At 53.3% G+C, this 20,811-nt stretch carries 21 protein-coding genes; 13 read left to right on the top strand and 8 right to left on the bottom strand.

The window, feature by feature from the left end:
• Positions 1–60 precede the first annotated feature (60 nt).
• Positions 61–1,002 carry a VirK/YbjX family protein gene (locus tag JTA15_RS08980; RefSeq protein ID WP_163304940.1) on the bottom strand — a complete coding sequence of 314 codons (942 nt, stop codon included), beginning with the start codon at positions 1,000–1,002 and terminating at the stop codon, positions 61–63.
• A gap of 167 nt (positions 1,003–1,169) precedes the next feature.
• Here JTA15_RS08980 and pphA point away from each other — a divergent pair, with 167 nt between their 5' ends.
• Positions 1,170–1,814, top strand: a complete 645-nt coding sequence (pphA, locus tag JTA15_RS08975; protein ID WP_181240779.1) for a protein-serine/threonine phosphatase — start codon at positions 1,170–1,172, stop codon at positions 1,812–1,814.
• 34 nt (positions 1,815–1,848) lie between these two features.
• On the opposite strand, the gene JTA15_RS08970 is transcribed toward pphA, so the two are convergent.
• The 4 genes from JTA15_RS08970 to yebS form a co-directional block, all read right to left on the bottom strand.
• On the bottom strand, positions 1,849–2,088 hold the full coding sequence (locus tag JTA15_RS08970; RefSeq protein ID WP_020883412.1) for a YebV family protein: 240 nt from the start codon (positions 2,086–2,088) through the stop codon (positions 1,849–1,851).
• Between the two features lie 105 nt (positions 2,089–2,193).
• Entirely contained in the window at positions 2,194–3,636 is a 1,443-nt protein-coding gene (gene rsmF, locus JTA15_RS08965) for a 16S rRNA (cytosine(1407)-C(5))-methyltransferase RsmF (RefSeq protein WP_219373137.1), read from the bottom strand.
• Between the two features lie 76 nt (positions 3,637–3,712).
• Entirely contained in the window at positions 3,713–6,346 is a 2,634-nt protein-coding gene (locus tag JTA15_RS08960; RefSeq protein ID WP_219373136.1) for a PqiB family protein, read from the bottom strand.
• Entirely contained in the window at positions 6,315–7,598 is a 1,284-nt protein-coding gene (gene yebS / locus JTA15_RS08955) for a membrane integrity lipid transport subunit YebS (protein ID WP_020883415.1), read from the bottom strand. The genes JTA15_RS08960 and yebS overlap by 32 nt, the downstream gene beginning before the upstream one ends.
• A gap of 132 nt (positions 7,599–7,730) precedes the next feature.
• Between yebS and JTA15_RS08950 the strand changes: the two genes are divergently transcribed.
• The 4 genes from JTA15_RS08950 to htpX all read left to right on the top strand — a co-directional run bounded on the left by JTA15_RS08950 (position 7,731) and on the right by htpX (position 12,154).
• Positions 7,731–8,228 carry a GAF domain-containing protein gene (locus tag JTA15_RS08950; RefSeq protein WP_219373135.1) on the top strand — a complete coding sequence of 166 codons (498 nt, stop codon included), beginning with the start codon at positions 7,731–7,733 and terminating at the stop codon, positions 8,226–8,228.
• 96 nt (positions 8,229–8,324) lie between these two features.
• Positions 8,325–9,011, top strand: coding sequence for an RNA chaperone ProQ (proQ, locus tag JTA15_RS08945; protein WP_014170612.1), 687 nt, complete (start codon positions 8,325–8,327; stop codon positions 9,009–9,011).
• A 19-nt stretch (positions 9,012–9,030) separates the two neighbouring features.
• Positions 9,031–11,079, top strand: a complete 2,049-nt coding sequence (gene prc, locus JTA15_RS08940) for a carboxy terminal-processing peptidase (RefSeq protein ID WP_020883416.1) — start codon at positions 9,031–9,033, stop codon at positions 11,077–11,079.
• Positions 11,080–11,272: 193 nt separating this feature from the next.
• A complete protein-coding gene (htpX, locus tag JTA15_RS08935) occupies positions 11,273–12,154 on the top strand; it encodes a protease HtpX (RefSeq protein WP_014170610.1) in 882 nt (293 codons plus the stop codon).
• 48 nt (positions 12,155–12,202) lie between these two features.
• Here htpX and JTA15_RS08930 read toward each other — a convergent pair whose 3' ends face one another.
• Positions 12,203–13,576 (bottom strand): MFS transporter, encoded by a 1,374-nt coding sequence (locus JTA15_RS08930; RefSeq protein WP_063858486.1) that lies wholly within the window; start codon positions 13,574–13,576, stop codon positions 12,203–12,205.
• A 178-nt stretch (positions 13,577–13,754) separates the two neighbouring features.
• Between JTA15_RS08930 and kdgR the strand changes: the two genes are divergently transcribed.
• Entirely contained in the window at positions 13,755–14,546 is a 792-nt protein-coding gene (gene kdgR / locus JTA15_RS08925; protein WP_014170608.1) for a DNA-binding transcriptional regulator KdgR, read from the top strand.
• 64 nt (positions 14,547–14,610) lie between these two features.
• Here the strand turns inward: kdgR and JTA15_RS08920 are convergent, their stop codons facing one another.
• Positions 14,611–14,850, bottom strand: a complete 240-nt coding sequence (locus JTA15_RS08920; RefSeq protein WP_020883418.1) for a YobH family protein — start codon at positions 14,848–14,850, stop codon at positions 14,611–14,613.
• A 159-nt stretch (positions 14,851–15,009) separates the two neighbouring features.
• On the opposite strand from JTA15_RS08920, the gene mgrB reads away from it, so the two are divergent.
• The 7 genes from mgrB (at position 15,010) to rlmA (ending at position 20,243) form a co-directional block, all read left to right on the top strand.
• Positions 15,010–15,153 (top strand): PhoP/PhoQ regulator MgrB, encoded by a 144-nt coding sequence (mgrB, locus tag JTA15_RS08915; RefSeq protein ID WP_014170606.1) that lies wholly within the window; start codon positions 15,010–15,012, stop codon positions 15,151–15,153.
• A 74-nt stretch (positions 15,154–15,227) separates the two neighbouring features.
• Complete coding sequence (locus JTA15_RS08910; RefSeq protein ID WP_014170605.1) at positions 15,228–15,518, top strand: YebO family protein; 291 nt, start codon at positions 15,228–15,230, stop codon at positions 15,516–15,518.
• Between the two features lie 23 nt (positions 15,519–15,541).
• Positions 15,542–16,531 (top strand): MBL fold metallo-hydrolase, encoded by a 990-nt coding sequence (locus JTA15_RS08905; RefSeq protein WP_219373134.1) that lies wholly within the window; start codon positions 15,542–15,544, stop codon positions 16,529–16,531.
• A 525-nt stretch (positions 16,532–17,056) separates the two neighbouring features.
• A complete protein-coding gene (locus JTA15_RS08900) occupies positions 17,057–17,173 on the top strand; it encodes a DUF2627 domain-containing protein (protein ID WP_032611517.1) in 117 nt (38 codons plus the stop codon).
• Between the two features lie 39 nt (positions 17,174–17,212).
• On the top strand, positions 17,213–17,422 hold the full coding sequence (cspE, locus tag JTA15_RS08895; RefSeq protein WP_001062678.1) for a transcription antiterminator/RNA stability regulator CspE: 210 nt from the start codon (positions 17,213–17,215) through the stop codon (positions 17,420–17,422).
• 231 nt (positions 17,423–17,653) lie between these two features.
• On the top strand, positions 17,654–19,360 hold the full coding sequence (ftsI, locus tag JTA15_RS08890) for a peptidoglycan glycosyltransferase FtsI (protein WP_072126430.1): 1,707 nt from the start codon (positions 17,654–17,656) through the stop codon (positions 19,358–19,360).
• A 67-nt stretch (positions 19,361–19,427) separates the two neighbouring features.
• Complete coding sequence (rlmA, locus tag JTA15_RS08885) at positions 19,428–20,243, top strand: 23S rRNA (guanine(745)-N(1))-methyltransferase (protein ID WP_219373133.1); 816 nt, start codon at positions 19,428–19,430, stop codon at positions 20,241–20,243.
• Here rlmA and mntP read toward each other — a convergent pair.
• Positions 20,240–20,806: a manganese efflux pump MntP gene (gene mntP, locus JTA15_RS08880; RefSeq protein ID WP_014170601.1), complete on the bottom strand. Its 567-nt coding sequence runs from the start codon at positions 20,804–20,806 to the stop codon at positions 20,240–20,242. The two genes, rlmA and mntP, sit on opposite strands and share 4 nt — an antisense overlap.
• Positions 20,807–20,811 lie beyond the last annotated feature (5 nt).

Below are 20,811 nucleotides of genomic sequence, written 5' to 3'. Positions count from 1 at the left end.
AGCCCTTTTTGCCGGTTTTGTTAAATTTTTGTGCAGAGTTGAAGAAAGCTCTCAGCGCGCTTAAAAGCGTGATTTCACCTCAGCCTCAATGCAGTCAAGCAGTTCAAAGCGACGGCGATATTCCGCCCGTTTTTTACTGGCGATATCTTCCAGTGATTTACGCTCCATCTGTAACGGCAGTTGCCAGCAGAAGGGGGAGATTTTTTTACCGTCCAGACTTGCCCAGAATTCGTCATAGCTGGCGTGGAAATGACGGCCTTTGCTCAGGCGGTAACGCAGTGCGCGGAAAACGTGCCCCTCATCACCAACAGCAAAAATTGCCCGGACGGATGAATGTGCGGCCAGCTGGAAAACCACTTCCATCAGCACGCGTTTTGGAAACAGGCCATGGCAGGCGCGGGTCGCCAGTTTAATGGCGTCATGCGAGACGTTGCGACGTGGCCCCTGAAGCCCACCAATCACCAGCACTTGTTGCCCGTTACTGCGGGCGACGCTAAACGTCAGGCTTGCGAGCACGGTATTCTCGCTGTCGCGCAGCCACAGCGTGCTTTCACCTTCCCGCTCGGCTTTGCCGGCAGAAGAGGCACTCACGGTATACGTCGCGTCGTTTTTTGCCTGAAATTGCACTATGGTCTGCTCTTGCGGGCTGGTCAGCGCGTTGGCGAGGGTGATATTTTTCAGGCTATCGACCCAGTGATAATGGCTGATGATAGCGTCAGCCCGATCGCCGGCCGTCAGGCCACGCATCAGATACTGCCGATGGGTTTTACTCGGTAAGGTAATTTGAGAGGCCAGCAGACGGTCAAAATCATCACGTCCTGAGAGCGTTTCCAGCACGCGATGGGTGGAAGACCAGAACAGGAGCGAGCGCAGCAGGAACTTCAGACGATACTCGCGTTTCTGCCAGATTGGACCCGGAACGCGTTTTCCTTTCACCAGCTCGGAAATGATATTTGTGCGATGCGGATAGAACACATCGTTGTGCAGGTGCATATTAGACACGTTAAGACCTCTCGTTTAATTCATGCCTTATTCTAAAGAGTCAGCAAAAAGGGATTAATAGCGCGCGGATCTTTATTTCCATTTGGTTTACCGTTCGTTTGGCTTTGTGAATGCTGCACGTGTCAGCTGCAATTTCTGCTGCGTCTATACTTAAGCAAGGAGGTTTTATGTATCAGCGAATCGATGGTGGGAAGTGGCGGCACGTCTGGGTTGTCAGCGACATACATGGTTGTTATCAGTGGCTCATGGATGAACTGAAACGCCGGCATTTTAATCCTTATGAGGATTTGCTTATTTCCGTAGGGGATGTAATTGACCGTGGCCCTGACAGTATTAAATGTTTACAGCTCATGAATGAAAAATGGTTTCGTGCAGTACGGGGCAACCATGAACAAATGGCTATCGACAGCCTTGATAATAATGATTTTGCACTCTGGTCAATGAATGGCGGAATTTGGTTTACCCGCCTTGAGCACACACAGCAGCAGCTGGCGCTGACGTTACTTAATGCGTGTCGGGAACTGCCACACATTATCGAGATAACCTGTGCAAACGGTTTGAATGTGATTGCTCACGCTGACTATCCCGCAGCGGAATACCGCTGGCAAAAACCCGTAAGCGCCCAGCACGTACTATGGGATCGCGACCGGCTGATGGGGTTTATGGTCGGGAAAGGGCAGGGGATCGGCGGTGCGGACCATTTCTGGTTCGGACATACGCCACTTGACCGGCGGTATGATTTTAATAACCTGCACTATATTGATACCGGCGCCGTTTTCGATGGTTACTTTACGCTGGCGCAGCTTCAGTAATAAATAACCCGCCTTCGGGCGGGTTCTCTTTAGGTCAGGCAAGACGCATGACCCAGGCATCGGATTGACTATCGTAATGCTCACGGTAAAGGACTGAGTGTTCGCCATCAAGTATTGCCGGTACGCTGGTATCGGCATCCCAGGCATCCAGTTGCATGCACAAATCCGGGTCGGATTTGCAGGGAATACTTAACGTTCGTTCGCCCTGTGCTTCGCCGCGCAATTCTGCGTCGTCGATTTCGAAAGCGCCAATACGCACGCTGGTTTTCGTCATATTGCTCTCCGGGTGTGTTATCAAAATCTGGTATGACCAGTATGGGCATCCATTTTTGATCGTAGACAAGGAGAGCAAAATCGCCAGTAAAAAAATGCGCTTTTTTCAGCCGGTGCGATCGTTACCGGTAAACAATCGCCCATCACGAACCAGCTCTCGCGGATAGCTGTTTTTCAGTCGTGAGCCTACCTTTTTCGCCAGCCCTAACGGATAACCCTGATAGGTCACCACCACTTCATCATGCGATGGCGTGTTGTCCGGATATACATCACGGCCCCGGTACCACTCTTCGGCTTCCTGGTGCGTCAGGGCGAACGTATTCTCGCTGCGGGCGAGGGCGATAACAGCCTCATGCTGCCAGCGATAGCCTTTATTGTGCACTTCCGCCAGACGGATCCCGATGCGGGAAAAACGTACCTTGCCGATAAGCGGCTCAATATTTGCCGGGAAAAGCCAAATCTCTTTATCGCGAATCCAAAGATGGCATGTGTCATCCCAGGCCAGCCCGACCTTAGCGGCAGCGGTAGTGACTTGCTCCGCCTCACGCCTTTTCATGGGGGCGAAGGGGAAATTACCGACCTTAAACGTCGGGGCGGGCAGTGGCTCAACCGCCTGCGTTTTACGCAACCGTGCGACAAAAAAACCTTCGCAGTCATAAATCTGGGGGAAAACGTGCAGAAATCCTTCAGGCGTGACGGCTTCATTGGCTGAAGCGAACAAACCATTTAACGGCAGGAACTCGACGGCATCAGGGTATTGCGCCTTGAGCCACAGACAGACGTCCTCGTTCTCGTCACGGTTTAAGGTGCAGGTCGAATAAACCAATGTGCCACCGGGACGCAGGGCATGGAAGGCGCTGTCGATCAGTTCGCGCTGGGTGGCGGCAATCTCAAGGTTACTCTCCACAGACCAGTTTTTTAACGCATCAGGATCTTTACGCACCACCCCTTCGCCGGAGCAGGGCGCGTCCAGCAGGATGGCATCAAACGCTTCTGGCAGGGCTGCGCCAAATACGCGGCCATCGAAGTGCGTCAGGGCAACGTTATGGATCCCGCAGCGGCTGATGTTAGCGTGCAGAACTTTAACGCGACTGGCTGAAAATTCGTTGCCGAGAATGGCTCCGCGATTCCCCATCCTGGCGGCAATTTGCGTGGTTTTGGAGCCCGGCGCGGCAGCGACATCCATGACGCGTTCTGGTGTATTGTCATCCGCAAACAGGGCGGCAACCGGCAGCATCGAGCTGGCTTCCTGGATATAAAACAGACCACTCAGATGTTCTGCGGTACTGCCCAATGGCAACGACGCTTCGTCATCCCGTTCAATCCAAAAACCCTCTGCACACCACGGTACTGGCGTCAGTTGCCAGTTATACGGCGAGACCAGCGTCAGAAAATCGGCGACGCTTATTTTCAGCGTGTTGACACGGATACTCCGGCGCAACGGCCGCTGACAGGCGGCGATAAAATCGTCTAACGAGAGGTGAGAAGGAAGCGCCTCGCGCATCTGCGCCAGGAATTGTTCAGGAAGAAATACGGAGTTTTGAGCCACGTGCACACCACAGGGAAAAGTTCAGGGGCGCAGTGTAACATAAAGGCTCCGGTGCGTTGACACCGGAGCCCTGAGATTAACGCGGCAGGGCAGTGCCCCATTCACGCCACTCTTTCGGCTCGCTTTCGAGCAGCAGGAAGTGTTTGCCCGGTTGCGCTTTCGGCGCCAGCGGCGTCCCTGGTGGTGTAGCGAAAGCAATACCGCCACGAATGAACTGGTTGAAGGTGCCGGTTTTCACCACCCCGCCCGTCAGACCGAAGTCCAGTGAATAGCCGGAGGCCAGCCAGAACACCGAGTTATTACGCACCAGGTGCTGGTAACGATCGCTGATGCGTAATGCCACCATCACGCGGTCAGAGAGCGTACCGAGCGTCAGGCCCGTCACTGTACCCACCTCAATCCCGCGGAACAGCACCGGTGTGCCGATGTTCAGCGAGCCCGCTTCCGGCACTTCCACCACAATGCTCAGGCCATCCAGATAGCGAGAGTCAGTGATCGTGGCTTCCTGCAGTTCAAAGTCACGGCGAGCATTCCCCTTACCGGGTTCGACGTTGATATAAGGCTGCAGGATAGTGTCGAGGTGCTCAACGCCAGCGGCCGAAATCTGTGGCGTCACCACCGAGAAGCGGGAGCCTGAGCGGGCGAAGGTTTGAACATATTCCGGGTAGAGTACGGCGGTGGCCTGCACCTCGTTACGCGCGGTGATAAGCGTCAGCTTCTGGATCTGCCCGATATCAATACCCAGATAACGGATAGGCATCCCTTCCGCCAGCTTCCCTGCATCAAAAGCATGCAGGGTAATCTGTCCGCCAACGGCACGGGCAGCGGTTTCAGACGGGAAGAGAATACGCTTATCGCCTTTACGCAGGTTTGCACCCGCACCGCTGAGGTTATCGAAGCTGATCGCTCCGCGCAGCGCACGTGAAAGCGGGGAGGCCTGCACGGTCAGCCCGTTACCGTTAAGCAGCACTTTCGCACCACCTTCGGCCCAGAACACGCTATTCGGGGTCAGCAACTTGCGATACTCCGGTTTGATATGCAGTTCGATATCAAACGCGTCCGCATGAGGGCGTACGGCAATCACTTCCCCGACCTCAAACTTCCGGTACAGCACGACGGAGCCAGCCTGGACATCAGGAAGCGTCTCGGCGCTTAACGTCAGTGTCGTGGTTGGGAGATCGCTCATGCTGTTTTCAATCGCTTTGTCCAGGTTGGCATACAGCGGATAACTGTCGCGCACCGGGCCTTTATTGCCTGGTAAAATGCGGATCCCGCCGTTAACCCATTCGCTGGCGCTGGCACCGAGGAACTCAACGCCGTCGAGGCCAACCTTCACGTCGACGCGGCTGTTCACCACAAATTTACTGTCGCCATGGACAAGGTCGCTGTATTGCGGATCGATAGCCACCGAGAAGCTGACGCCGTTTTCAGAGAGCGTACGCTCCAGCACCTGGCCCACCTGGACGCCATGCAGAATCAGCGGCTGGCCGGCTTCGATACCGTAACTTTCAGGCGCGGTCAGTTTTACCGTTACGACGCCCGGTTTTTGAAGTAGCGCTTTATCTGCCGGCGCAACAACGAAACTGTTGCTGGGTTGACCTTCACCGGGGATCAGTTCAAACGTATTGCCGGTCAGAAGATTGCTCAGGCTGGTATCGTTCAGAGACAGTTTTGGGCTGCGCATCTCGATGCGCGTTTTTTCACGCAGGAGATCAACCACGCTCGGGTCGACGGTCATCTCACCGGTCACGGAACCGCCTGGATTGAGCGTCATTTTGGTGAGCTGCCCAACCTGCAATCCCTGATACATAAGCGGTGTGGAACCCGCTTTCAGCCCTTTAGCGTCGGGCAGGGCGAGTTTGACTATCACGCCGCGCTGGCTGTGCGCCAGGTCAGCATACAGTCCGAAGGTATCATCTGCCGTGGCCGGGCTGGAGTTTTCCGGAGAGTCGAAGGCAACGGCACCGTTGACCAGTGCGGCCAGGCTCTCGAGCTTCACTTTGGCACCGCTCAGGCTGAGATCGGCATCCACGCCGGAGACGTTCCAGAAACGGCTGCCTTTTTTCACCAGGTTAGTGAAGCGACGATCGATTAACACATCAATCGTCACGCCCTGTTTATTCGGGTTGATGGCGTAATCATAAACGCGACCTACCGGAATTTTACGGTAATAAACCAGTGAGCCACTGTTGAGGGAACCCAAATCTGGTGCCTGCAGATGGATCATCAGATCGCCGTTGTTCAGTCGGTATTTTGGTTGGGTATCCAGCGCAACAAAGTGATCCTGCGGTTCACCTTTACCCGGCATCATGCCGATGTAGTTACCGCCAACCAGTGCATCCAGCCCTGAAACACCCGCCAGAGAGGCCTTAGGCGTTACCAGCCAGAACTGCGTTTCGCTGCGCAGCGCATCCTGCATATCGGACTTAATGCTGGCGCGGACCTGAATTTTATTCAGCCCTTTTCCAAGGCTGATATCCTGAACGGTACCCACCTCAACCCCCTGGAAGCGGACAGGGGTTCGCCCGGCCACAATGCCGTCGGCAGACTGGAAGTCAATGGTGATGGTGCTTCCGCGATCTTCATAGCTCGTCCAGATAAGCCAGCCTGCAATCATCAGGGCGATGACAGGCAGCAACCAGAATGGAGAAATGCGGCGTTTTGTTTTAATTCTCGCTTCAGTCGGCGAAGCGGGCGTTTCCTGACTCATGTGCATCCCAAAGTAAGCGGCTATCCAGCCATTCCACAGCAAGAATAGTCAATATCACCGCGGAGCCGAAATAAAAAGCTGCGGGTCCCATTGTAAAAGCCAATAACTGGTCGCGATTGATCAGCGACATCATCAACGAAATCACGAACAAATCCAACATCGACCAGCGGCCAATCCAGGTGACGAATCGCAAAAGCAGAATTCGGGTACGTAACCCTTGCTCACATTTGAAGTGAATACTCAGGAGCAGGGTAAACATCACCACCACTTTGGTAAACGGCACCAGAATACTGGCGATAAACACAATTGCCGCCACCCCCACGTTGCTGTGGGCGAGGGAGATGATCCCGGAGAGGATGGTATCCTCCTGGCGCCCACCATTCACGTAAATGATGGAAATCGGCAGCATATTGGCCGGGATCAAAAAGACCAGCGAGGCAATCAGCGCGGCCCAGCATTTTTGCAGACTGTTGTTGCGCCGCAGTCTCAGGGGAATATGACACCGCGGGCAACGGCCACGTGGGTCGGGCAAGCCAGTATAGTGACACCCCAGACAGACCCGGAGACTTTCATCCGGTCGCGTGGCCGGGCGCTGAGGGTAAAAGCGCTCCCAGAGCTGTTCGACGTTCAGATGAATGAGTGTGAGGATGCTGAGCAAGACGAGGCAAATAAATGCAAAGAGTCCGACCCCGGGCTGCAAGAATGCATAGTCCTGCACTTTTATGGACGCCACGCCGACGCCCACCAGGTAGATATCCAGCATGACCCACTCTTTCAGTTTGTCCAGCATCAGCAACACGGGGCGGAGATTCATCCCCAGAATGTTACCAAACCAAAGATAGGCAATGGCGGCGACCAGCACCAGCGGCGCGCCGACCGTACAGAACAGCACCATGGCGGCGGTGAGCGGGTCACCCTGGCGCGTCATCTGCCAGATCCCCTGCAGTACGTTGGCATCAATACGCACACCAAGCAGGTACAGCTTCAGCAGCGGTTCGCCCCAGGCAAACGGCATAAGAAGCAGCATGGTGATGGCCATCGCGGCGAGACGGGTCAGCGACCAGTCGCGGCCGTCGCGAATTTTAGCGTCGCAGCGGGGGCAAAAAGCACTTTCATGCGATTTCATCTTCGGCAACATAAAAAGCGTATCGCACTGCGGGCAACGCTGATAATGTGCACGAGGCAAAGCTTCGCTTACCGTATGGACAGTTATCTTTTTTGTCGGCGTAATTTTGGTTGTTTTTAAGGCCATCAGCTGCGCACAAATAAGTATTGTTGAACGTTATATTAACTCATGAACGGATTCATCTTGAGCATGAGCGCATTTAATGCTTATTTTAATAGGCTATGCGGTAATTTTGTAAGACAACTAAGTGATTGAATAATGAACAAAACAGAATTCTACGCGGATCTTAACCGCGATTTTAAGGCATTGATGGCGGGTGAGACCAGCTTCTTAGCCACTCTGGCAAATACTAGCGCATTGCTGTTTGAACGGCTATCAGACGTTAACTGGGCCGGTTTTTACCTTCAGGAAGGTGAAACGCTGGTGCTTGGCCCGTTCCAGGGGAAAATTGCCTGCGTGCGTATTCCCGTAGGACGCGGCGTTTGTGGCACAGCGGTCGCGACTAATCAGGTGCAGCGCGTCGAAGACGTCCATGCGTTTGACGGACACATTGCCTGTGACGCAGACAGTAATTCTGAAATCGTTCTGCCTCTGGTGGTAAAAAATCAGATTATTGGCGTTCTGGATATCGACAGCACGGTCTTCAGTCGCTTCACAACCGAGGACGAACAAGGGCTGCGCGAGCTGGTGGCGAACCTCGAAAACGTTCTCGCCGCAACCGATTATCAAAAATTCTTTGCGAGCGTAGCAGGATAATCAACGGATAACGTAGCATTTACTGATAGCGTCATTATAATGACGCCTGTTCATGCCTGCGCTTGTTGGCAACGTCCGTTGTAATCAGGAAATTTCATGGAAAATCAACCTAAGTTGAATAGCAGTAAAGAAGTTATCGCATTTCTGGCCGAGCGTTTCCCACAGTGCTTCAGTGCTGAAGGTGAAGCTCGTCCCCTGAAAGTCGGTATTTTTCAGGATCTGGTGGCACGCGTTGAGGGGGAAATGAACCTCAGCAAAACTCAGCTTCGTTCCGCCTTACGTCTTTATACTTCGAGCTGGCGTTACCTGTACGGTATCAAAGCGGGCGCGACGCGTGTTGATCTTGACGGCAACCCTTGTGGTGAGCTGGACGAGCAGCACGTTGAGCACGCACGTAAACAGCTGGAAGAAGCCAAAGCACGCGTTCAGGCACAACGTGCAGAACAGCAAGCGAAAAAACGCGAAGCCGCAGCGGCAAACGGCCAGGAAGAAGCGCCTCGTCGCGAGCGTAAACCACGCCCAGCGCCGCGTCGTAACGATAATAACGATCGCAAACCGCGTGCTGACAAACCAGCAGCTAAAGCCCCGCGCGCGCCTCGTGAAGAGCCGCGCCATACGCCGGTTTCTGACATTAACGCCCTGAGCGTGGGTCAGGCACTGAAGGTGAAAGCGGGTAACAACGCAATGGACGCCACCGTACTGGAAATCACCAAAGATGGCGTTCGTGTACAGCTGACTTCTGGTATGTCAATGATTGTACGCGCAGAACACTTGTTGTTCTGAAACGGAGGCCAAGCCTGGCATGAACACTTTTTTTAAGCTCACCGCGTTGGCGGGCCTGTTTGCTATAACAGGCCATGCTTTCGCAGTGGACGATATCACGCGTGTTGATCAAATTCCGGTCCTCAAGGAAGAGACGCAGCACGCGACGGTGAGCGAGCGTGTGACCTCACGCTTCACCCGTTCGCACTATCGTCAGTTCGATCTCGATCAGGCCTTTTCGGCCAAAATCTTTGACCGCTATCTGAACTTGCTGGATTACAGCCATAACGTACTGCTCGCCAGCGATGTCGAGCAGTTCGCTAAGCGTAAATCCGGGGTGGGTGACGAGTTGCGTTCAGGCAAGCTGGATCTGTTCTACGATCTCTATAACCTGTCGCAAAAGCGCCGCTTTGAACGCTATCAGTATGCGCTGAAAGTGCTGGAACGTCCGATGGACTTCACCGGCAACGACACCTTTAATCTGGACCGCAGCAAAGCGCCCTGGCCGAAAGACGAAGCCGAGCTGAATGCGCTGTGGGATGGAAAAGTAAAATACGACGAGCTGAGCCTTAAGCTGACCGGCAAAGATGAAAAAGAGATCCGTGATACGCTGACGCGCCGTTACAAATTCGCTATTCGTCGTCTGGCTCAGACCAACAGTGAAGATGTTTTCTCACTGGCGATGACCGCTTTCGCTCACGAAATCGATCCGCATACCAATTATCTCTCGCCTCGCAATACCGAACAGTTTAATACCGAAATGAGCCTGTCTCTGGAAGGTATCGGTGCGGTGCTGCAGATGGACGATGATTACACCGTGATCAACTCAATGGTCGCCGGTGGCCCGGCGTCGAAAAGCAAAGCGATAAGCGTAGGCGATCGCATTGTTGGTGTGGGTCAAACCGGACAGAACATGGTCGATGTGATCGGCTGGCGTCTGGATGATGTGGTTGCGCTGATCAAAGGCCCGAAAGGCAGCAAAGTTCGCCTTGAAATTCTGCCAGCCGGTAAAGGCACCAAAACCCGTATCGTTACCCTGACGCGTGAGCGTATCCGCCTGGAAGACCGCGCGGTGAAAATGTCGGTGAAGACCGTGGGTAAAGAGAAGGTGGGTGTTCTGGATATCCCGGGCTTCTACGTCGGGCTGACTGATGATGTTAAAGTCCAGCTGCAGAAGCTTGAAAAGCAGAACGTGAGCAGCGTCATCATCGACTTGCGCAGCAACGGTGGTGGGGCGCTGACCGAAGCGGTTTCACTGTCCGGGCTGTTTATCCCGTCTGGTCCGGTGGTTCAGGTGCGCGATAACAACGGTAAAGTACGTGAAGATGCCGACAACGATGGTGTGGTCTATTACAAAGGCCCGCTGGTGGTCTTAGTCGATCGCTTCAGTGCTTCCGCATCTGAAATCTTTGCGGCCGCTATGCAGGACTATGGCCGTGCGCTGATTGTCGGTGAGCCGACATTTGGTAAAGGTACCGTACAGCAGTATCGTTCTCTGAATCGTATCTACGATCAGATGCTGCGTCCGGAATGGCCTGCACTGGGTTCGGTTCAGTACACCATTCAGAAATTCTATCGTGTGAACGGTGGCAGTACGCAGCGTAAAGGCGTGACGCCGGATATCATGATGCCGACAGGCACGGAAGAGACTGAAACCGGCGAGAAGTTTGAAGATAACGCATTGCCGTGGGATAGCATTAACGCCGCGACCTACGTGAAAGCGGGTGATATGACGCAGTTTGGTCCTGAACTGCTGAAAGCGCACAACGATCGCATCGCCAAAGATCCGGAATTCCAGTACATCATGAAGGATATTGCTCGTTTCAATGCCCTGAAAGATAAGCGGAATATTGTTTCTCTCAACTACGCTCAGCGTGAGAAAGAGAACAACGAAGATGATGCAACGCGTCTGGCGCGTATCAACGATCGCTTCAAGCGTGAAGGTAAGCCTCTGCTTAAGAAACTGGACGATCTGCCAAAAGATTACCAGGAGCCGGATCCTTACCTCGACGAGACGGTGCATATCGCTCTTGACCTGGCGAATCAGGAAAAGGCGAAGCCCGCCGTGCAACCTGCACCGGCAAAATAATCCCCCAACAGGCACAAGAAATTGTGCCTGTTTCTTTTTGTTCCGCATTCTCCCGTCAGGCAAATTTCCAATTGTGTAAAGTTGTGTCTTTCTGGTGACTTACGCCCGATGGATGCTTGAAAATAGCCGTAATACCCATACGATGTGGGTAATCGCATAGTGCGCTTTGTTAAACTGAGGTTAAAAGAAAATTATGATGCGAATCGCGCTCTTCCTGCTCACCAACCTTGCGGTGATGGTGGTTTTCGGGCTCGTGCTAAGCCTGACAGGAATTCAGTCGAGCAGCGTTCAGGGTCTGTTGATTATGGCGCTGCTGTTTGGTTTTGGTGGCTCATTCGTTTCACTCCTGATGTCGAAATGGATGGCACTGAAATCGGTAGGTGGTGAAGTCATTGAGCAACCGCGTAACGATATGGAACAGTGGCTGATGAATACCGTGGCTCAGCAATCGCAGCAGGCGGGTATCGCCATGCCGCAGGTGGCCATTTACCACGCGCCAGATATTAACGCCTTTGCCACAGGTGCCCGCCGTGATGCGTCTCTGGTTGCCGTCAGCACCGGGTTGTTGCAGAACATGAGCCGTGACGAAGCCGAAGCGGTTATCGCTCACGAAATCAGCCATATCGCGAACGGCGACATGGTCACCATGACCCTGATCCAGGGCGTAGTGAACACCTTTGTTATCTTCATCTCCCGTATTCTGGCGCAGATCGCGGCAGGCTTTATGGGCGGGAACCGCGATGAAGGGGAAGAGAGCAACGGCAACCCGCTGATCTACTTCGCGGTTGCGACGGTACTGGAGCTGGTATTCGGTATTCTGGCCAGCATCATCACCATGTGGTTCTCCCGTCATCGTGAGTTCCACGCGGATGCTGGCTCGGCGAAACTGGTTGGCCGTGAGAAGATGATTGCCGCGCTGCAGCGTCTGAAAACCAGCTATGAACCGCAGGAAGCGACCAGCATTATGGCATTCTGCATTAACGGTAAATCAAAATCGCTGAGCGAACTGTTTATGAGTCACCCGCCGCTGGATAAACGTATCGAAGCGCTGCGCAGTGGTGAATACCTGAAGTAACGCTAAGAAGAGCAATGAGCCGGGCTGGTGATATCCGCCCGGCTTTTTTTATGCCTGTACTCTGGGCTGGGTAATGCGTAGCCCGCTGATGATGGCGGCGAGGGTGGCAAGGGCGCCTGCGGTGAAAAGTGCAACGTGGTTGCCATTTTGCCCGGCAAGATTAAACATCAGCGCGACCAGGGCCGCGCCGGTGCTTTGTCCCAGCAGACGTGCGGTGCCCAACATACCGCTGGCACCACCGCTGCGATGGCGCGGCGCTGAGGTGATGATGGTGTGGTTGTTAGGCGACTGGAACAGACCGAACCCTGCACCGCACAGGATCATGCGCCAGATGATATCCAGATCGGTGGGTGATGAGGGGAGTAGTGCGAGTGCGAACAGCCCCGTGGCCATGACGGCAAGCCCCAGCGCGCCAAGCAATCCGGCGTGGACGCGCTCAATCAAATACCCTGCCAGCGGCGCCATTACCATCGTCGCCAGTGGCCATGGCGTTAACAGCAGTCCGGTCTCGACTTCAGTACGTCCCACCACACTTTGCAGGAAGAAGGGCAGAGAGACCAGGGCCAGCATCTGAGCGCAGAATGAGCAAACAGAAGTACAAATCGAGAGAGAAAAAAGAGGAATACGCAGCAGGTCGACAGGCAATAAAGGGACAGGGAGCGCGAGCTGACGGCGTACAAAGAAGAAGCCAATCACCAGCAGCGCAATGAGCTCCGCGGCGGTAAGTATAAGGGACTGACCTTGTGCAAAGCCGCTCAGGGCAGTAATCAGCAGGCCAAAGGTCAGGGCATTCATCACTGCGCTGATAAGGTCAAAGCGTGGCATCGTGCTTTTGGGACCGTTCGCGGGAAGATAGCGCAGAGCAAAGAAGAGGGCCACAATACCCAGCGGTACGTTAATGGCGAATAACCACTGCCAGGACGCGACAGAGAGTATGGCCGCCGCAAGGGTTGGCCCGGCCGCAGACGAGACGGCGACAATAAACGAGTTTATCCCCATACCGCGTCCCAGATGACGCTGCGGATAGATTAAGCGGATCAACGCCGTGTTGACGCTCATCAGTGCCGCGCCCCCAAAACCCTGTGCTATGCGCGCAAGCGTCAGAGTATGCAGCGAATCAGAAAGGGCACAGAAAAGGGAAGTAAAGGTGAACACCAGCAGGCCGCATTGATACACCCGTCGGTAACCGAACATATCGCCCAGGAAAGAGAACGAGAGCAGTGAAACCACGATCGCTATCTGGTAGGCATTGACTATCCATATAGAACTGGCAGGGGAGGCATGCAGGTCGCTGGCAATGGTTGGCAGGGCAACGTTAGCGATTGCACCGTCAAGGACGGCCATTGAAATACCGATAACAATCGTGGCGATAGCGCCATACCGCTGGGGCAAAGGCAGGCCATCGGACAGGTTTTTTTCCATTAGGGATGAAAAGCTCAGTGTGAAATTATTCTCAGGGTAACTATTTTAGCATCGTTATTTCAGTTTTATGTCGCAGATTTGTAACGAAGTAAACGAGGATCGATTGCAGGTAACATGACGGGAATTTATAATAAAAACCGGTTCTGATTTTTATAAAACACTCTCTATGAGGTGGTAAATGGCAATTGCAGATTTGGATAAACAGCCAGATTCTGTTTCTTCCGTGCTGAAGGTGTTTGGCATCTTACAGGCGCTCGGAGAAGAGCGTGAAATTGGTATTACAGAGTTGTCGCAGCGTGTGATGATGTCGAAAAGCACCGTTTATCGCTTTTTGCAAACCATGAAGTCACTGGGTTACGTCGCACAGGAAGGCGAGTCTGAAAAGTATTCTCTGACGCTGAAACTGTTCGAGCTCGGGGCCCGTGCGCTGCAAAACGTGGATTTGATCCGCAGCGCAGATATCCAGATGCGTGAGATCTCTCGCCTGACCAAAGAGACTATCCACCTGGGGGCACTGGATGAAGACAGCATTGTCTACATCCATAAAATCGACTCCATGTACAACCTGCGCATGTATTCACGCATCGGTCGTCGTAATCCGCTTTACAGTACCGCGATTGGCAAAGTGCTGCTGGCGTGGCGCGATCGCGAAGAAGTGAAGCAGATCCTCGAAGGCGTGGAATATAAGCGCAGCACTGAACGCACTATTACCAGCACTGACGAGTTATTGGCCGTGCTCGACAAAGTACGTGAGCAGGGGTATGGCGAAGATAACGAAGAGCAGGAAGAAGGGCTGCGCTGTATCGGTGTGCCGGTATTTGACCGCTTTGGCGTTGTCATTGCCGGGCTGAGTATCTCTTTCCCGACCCTGCGCTTTTCTGAAGAACGTCTGCATGAGTATGTGGCGATTCTCCATACAGCCGCACGCAAGATTTCTGAACAAATGGGTTATAACGACTACCCGTTCTGATCCTTACGGGCACAAAAAACGCCGCACACAGTGCGGCGTTTTTTATCAGTATCAATCGGGGTGATTAGCCGTTATCAATGACGACGGATGTTTTACGCAGAACCGGACAGTTGGTTAAACCAATGATCCCGCTGTCTGAATGAATATATTGTGCCGTGCTCATGCCCTGCGCGGTCATGTATTTGCATTGAATACCTAATCCAGCGGCGTTTTCGGTGCTTCCCACAAGCACGCCATAGCCGGTTAACAGAAGGCCAACCCATACTACGGCCAGTGCAATAATTGTACGAATGATTAAATGCATCATTGCCTCTTTATCTTTGTTGTCATGCAGTAAGCCTAAACGGTTTACTCTATGAAACAAGTGCATGATTCTGAAAACGACCAGATGGCGGTACAGTTAGTCCTTGTTTAAGATAGCCGTGATAACCTGGTTATATCGGGCCTTTAGACGGAGTGTGGAGTGAAAAAAATACGCTGGGTGATTCTGATTATTGTGCTGGTAGCCTGTGTGGTGTTGTGGACGCAGACTATCAATGTGATGTGCGATCAGGATGTACAGTTTTTTAGCGGCGTTTGCGCAATCAATAAGTTTATTCCGTGGTAACACGCATTTTTTCTCAAGGTGATTTCCTTCCTTCGCACCAGTGGTAAGATAGACGTTTTTATTGAGGTGGTGAAATGGGTGAGTTACTGAATTCAGGGCTGCTAAATATGGCATCCCTGATGATCTCGTTGGTTGTTCTGCTGGTGGGGCTTGTCATTTGGTTTTTCGTAAACCGTGCCAGTTCCCGTACAAACGAGCAGATCGAACTGCTGGAAGCGCTGCTTGACCAACAAAAACGTCAGAATGCGCTGTTACGTCGTCTGTGCGAGGCTAACGAACCAGAAGAGAAAGAGTCGGCGAAAGACGCGGTTGCTGAAGACAACACTGAGCAGGATGACTTTATCCGCCTGGTAGCTGAGCGTTAATTTGTCTTATCCGGGAGGTGGCTGTGGTCTGGAAAAATCCCTGGTATGACCCCTCCCTGAAACATCACACGCCGAACGGTTTTCGTAATACTGACCCCGTCGGGCATCAGCCCGGTGACGTTGATCGCTGGCGAAAAGCGCGCAAAGAAGCTGGCTTACCCCGCCCCCCGACAAACGGATATGAGGACTTTATCCGCCAGTGGTGGCAGCCGGCAACGCTTAAGCAGCCGCAGGAAAATGGGGTATGGTGGCTCGGACACGCAAGCCTATTGTTGCACATTGATGGCAACACCCTGCTGACCGACCCCGTTTTTTCTCGCCGCGCCTCTCCCTTACCTTTCCTCGGACCACAACGTAAAACGCCTCCCGCTCTGTCTGTCGAACAGCTCCAGCAGCTCGATGCAGTGGTTATCTCCCATAATCATTACGATCATCTGGATGACGCGACCATTCGCCGGATCCTTAAACGCTTCCCCGACGTCACTCTGTTTGTTCCCTTAGGTCTGGCAGACTGGTTTCGCCGCCGGGGGGCAAGACGCATTGTTGAGCTCGACTGGTGGCAGAGTTTCACCTGGCAGGGGATAACGCTGTCCGCCGTACCGGCGCAGCACTGGAGTATGCGCACGCTCTGGAACCGCAATCGCTCCCTGTGGTGTGGCTGGGTGTTTGAAGGGCGGCATCATCGTTTCTGGTTTAGCGGCGACACGGGCTATTCACCTGAACTGCTGCGAATACCGGAAAGGCTGGGTAAAATTGACGCCGCGGCGTTGCCCGTTGGCGCTTATGCACCACGGTGGTTCATGGCCGTACATCATATGGATCCGCAATCTGCTGTTGCGTTGTGGCAACAGTTGGGATGCCCACTGGCGTTTCCCATTCACTGGGGCGTGTTTGAACTGGCTGATGAATCGCTTGATGACCCCGTGCGAGAGTTAACTGCAGTCCTCGATAATTTAGCACCGGTTAATAATTCCTTCAGGATACTGAAAATTGGTGAATATTTATCCTTATAAACGAAGCGCTGGATTGTTGCATATATTCTGTATGTCTAAGGTCTAAAGAATGTTTTATTTTTATCGAAACGTTTTGCTTGCCTTGTTTTGATGCAGAGTCATAAAAATTTCATTATTTTGGTGCATAACATTCTTTATTAGCTGGTGCTTTTTAATACAGTTTAGCGTGAAGGATTAACATTGTATTTCCACTGTAACAATACAGGGGCGTTACAATGATTTAAGCATAAGTTTTCACAAATCGTTCTAACTCAATTAATGTAGGGGTTTTTCTTAGCGGGTTGCTGGACGCACTGGAATGATTGAGCTATGTTAAAAAAGTCTTAGATAACAGCGGTTGTGAAAGCAACGGCGAGTCTGTGTAAGTGAGCAGGGCTGTCCATATGTCATGCGCATAATTGTGCAAAAGCATACCGGCACAGTTCGAATTTGTGCGGCGGATCGAGACATGTTTAAAAATGGCTTGCCATATTAAACATAGTGTGTGATAACACGTTTTGGGTCAAACGAGGTACAGTTCTGTTTATGTGTGGCATTTTCAGTAAAGAAGTCCTGAGTAAACACGTTGTCGTTGAATACCGCTTCTCTGCCGAACCTTATATTAGTGCCTCATGCAGTAATGTCTCAGTTTTATCTCAGTAATGCCTGCGGGCTAAGAAAACACTCTAAGGAATTTTGCAAATGGCAAAGATTAAAGGTCAAGTTAAGTGGTTCAACGAGTCTAAAGGTTTTGGTTTCATTACTCCTGCTGACGGCAGCAAAGACGTGTTCGTACACTTCTCTGCAATCCAGGGTAACGGCTTCAAAACTCTGGCTGAAGGCCAGAACGTTGAGTTCGAAATTCAGGACGGCCAGAAAGGCCCAGCTGCAGTTAACGTAACTGCTATCTGATCGAACCACTGCTGACTGAAGCACGTAGTACTTCACTCTCAGACATAAAGCCTCGCATATAGCGGGGCTTTTTTATGTGCCTTATCTTTCAAAATATTACCATCCCCGCTCTTGTTAGTAACTTGTTGCAAAGCTACGAGGTTAGAAGCACTGTTTTCCCTCCCTCCGGCCGTCTTTTCCCGTTAAATCAGGGCGTTGTTTAACAGTCCTGGGGTTCAGGTGAAGAAGAAAATGATAACGACCGCCGGCAATTTCACGCCGGCGCGTTTTGCGCTGCTCTGTTTAGCCATTTTTTGCAGTCTGGCGTTTTTGCTGGGCCGCGTTGCCTGGCTGCAAATTATTAAACCTGACAACCTGGTCAAGCAGGAGGATATGCGATCGCTACGCGAACTGCCGATTGATGCTCCGCGCGGAATGATCATGGATCGTGAGGGCCGGCCGCTGGCGGTCAGTGTCCCGGTCAGGGCCGTGTGGGCCGACCCAAAAACGGTGCTGGCAAAAGGGGGCGTGGGCTTTGACGATCGCTGGCAGGCGCTGGCGAATGCGTTACATCTCTCCCTGAACACCCTGTCGTCACGGATTAACGCGAATCCACAGGGGAGGTTCATCTACCTTGCTCGGCAGGTGGATCCTGCTCAGGCAAAATGGATCGATAAGCTGAATTTGCCGGGTATCAATTTACGCGATGAATCACGCCGTTTTTATCCTGCCGGGCATGTGGCGGCAAACCTGATTGGTTTCACCAATATTGACGGTCAGGGCATTGAGGGGGTGGAGAAAAGTTTCAACACCCAGCTAACAGGCAAGCCGGGCGTCCGGCAGGTCAGGGAAGACCGTTACGGTCGCGTGGTGGAGAATCTGACGGAAGTCGCGCCGGTGCCTGCGCACAATATTCAGCTCAGTATTGATGAGCGCCTGCAAACCATCACCGAAGATGCGCTAGATAACGCAGTGGCCTGGAACAAGGCGGAGTCGGGGGCATCAGTGCTCATTAATATCCCCACCGGTGAAATCCTCGCGATGGCGAGCTATCCCGATTTCAACCCCAATAACCGCCAGGGCGCGACAATAGACGATTTTCGTAACCGTGCCATCAGCGATACGTTCGAGCCAGGTTCAACCGTGAAGCCGCTTGTGCTGATGACGGCATTGCAACAGGGGCTGGTGCAGCCTGACAGCGTCATTGACACCCATCCGTATATGCTTGACGGGCACCGCATTCGGGATGTGGGTTACTACCCTGAACTCTCGATGACCGGGATCCTGCAAAAATCGAGCGACACCGGCGTATCGCGCCTCTCGCTGGCGATGCCTGTTCAGCACCTGATTGATACCTACCGGAACTTTGGTTTTGGTACAAACACCGGGCTTGGCTTAACCGGCGAGAGCGCCGGTCTGTTACCCCAGCGTAAATACTGGAGCCAGCTCGACAGGGCGACCTTCGCCTTTGGCTATGGTCTGATGGTCACCCCCCTCCAGCTGGCGCACGTCTATGCCACCATCGGCGGCTTCGGGCTGGAACGGCCCCTCTCAATTACCCGTATCGATCCACCCGTTATCGGGCACAGAGTCATGCCGGAAGAGATTGCTCATCAGGTCGAGCATATGATGGAGAGCGTTGCGCTGCCGGGCGGGGGCGGCGTTAAGGCTGCGGTACGTGATTACCGTGTGGCGGTGAAAACCGGTACGGCGAAGAAAATCGATGATAGCGGCAAATATGTCGATAAATACGTTGCCTATACCGCGGGCGTCGCGCCTGCCAGCGATCCGCGTTTTGCGCTGGTGGTCGTGATTAACGATCCTCAAAACGGGGCGTACTATGGCGGCGCCGTCTCCGCACCGGTATTCAGCGAGATTATGGGTAACGTATTGCGTCTTGAGAACGTCAAACCCGATGGTCTGGCGCCTGATTCCTCGCACCTTATCGTCATGCGTTAACCCAGGCGTTTTATACCGGGGCGAATAGCGGTACACTTCGCCCTTTGATTTACGCCCCGGAGCTGCCATGTCCTTCAGTTGTCCCCTTTGCCACGCGCGTCTGACGCGATCAGAAAAAAGTTATGCCTGTCCGCAGGGACATCAGTTTGATATGGCGAAAGAAGGCTACGTGAATCTTCTGCCGGTGCAGCATAAGCGCTCGCGCGATCCGGGTGACAGTGCTGAGATGATGCAGGCACGTCGGGCATTTCTCGACGCCGGGCACTATCAGCCACTCAGAGAGGCCGTCGCGCAATTGCTGGAAGATAATCTGACTGACAGTGCAGCAGGCGTGCTGGATCTTGGCTGCGGGGAAGGGTATTACACCGCGCGGTTTGCTGAGGTTGCACAAGAGAAGGGCGCGCAGACATTTGGTCTGGATGTTTCCAAAGTGGCTATCCGCGCGGCGGCAAAACGCTACTCCGGCGTGACGTTCTGCGTGGCATCGAGCCACCGACTGCCGTTTGACGATGCCAGCATGGATGCGGTTATCCGCATCTATGCGCCCTGTAAGGCGCAGGAGCTGGCACGCGTTATCAAACCGGGCGGATGGGTCATTACCGTCACGCCAGGTCCCCGACATCTGATGGAGCTTAAAGGGCTTATCTATGATGAGGTTCGGCTGCATGCGCCACATTCTGAGCAACTGGCGGGCTTTACGCTGAAGCAGGAGCAGACGCTGGCCTACGAGATGAACCTGGCAGGGGACGAAGCTGTAGCGTTGTTGCAGATGACGCCATTTGCATGGCGGGCGAAACCGGACGTGTGGGAAACCTTAGCGGAGCAAACAACGTTTCGCTGCCAGACGGATTTCAGTATCCACTGCTGGCAGCGCGAAGATTAACCGGCGAAGTGTGCCCAGAGGATCTGGGCACCAATGCCAATCAGCACGATACCGCCCAGGATCTCGGCGCGTTTGCCCAGCAGAGGGCCAATAAACCGGCCAACCATCATTCCCAGCGTCGACATAATCAGCGTGGCACAACCAATGGCCAGCGCGGTCGCAATAATATTGACCTGCAGGAATGCCAGGCCTACACCGACGGCCATGGCGTCGAGACTGGTGGCGATGGCAGTGGTCACCAGCAGCCAGAAACCGTGGCGGTGCTGCGGCTCGTCTTCCTCATCGCCATTGCCGCGAAAACCTTCAATCACCATTCGCCCCCCCAGAAATACGAGCAGCACGAAAGCGATCCAGTGGTTCCACTCCAGTATGAACTGGCTTGCCAGCATACCAAGACCCCAGCCGATGAGCGGTGTCAGCGTTTCGATAGCACCAAAGATAAGGCCTGTGCGTAGCGCTTCAGAGAATTTGGGTTTGTGCAGCGAGGCACCTTTACCGATGGAAGCAGCAAAAGCATCCATGGACATACCGAAAGCAAGAAGAAGGGTTGCGGAGATATTCATTAAAG

The organism is Enterobacter sp. BIDMC 29 (assembly GCF_019378755.1).
GTDB classification, from domain to species: Bacteria; Pseudomonadota; Gammaproteobacteria; order Enterobacterales; family Enterobacteriaceae; genus Enterobacter; species Enterobacter ludwigii.
This window is presented reverse-complemented; position numbering and strand designations above follow the sequence as displayed.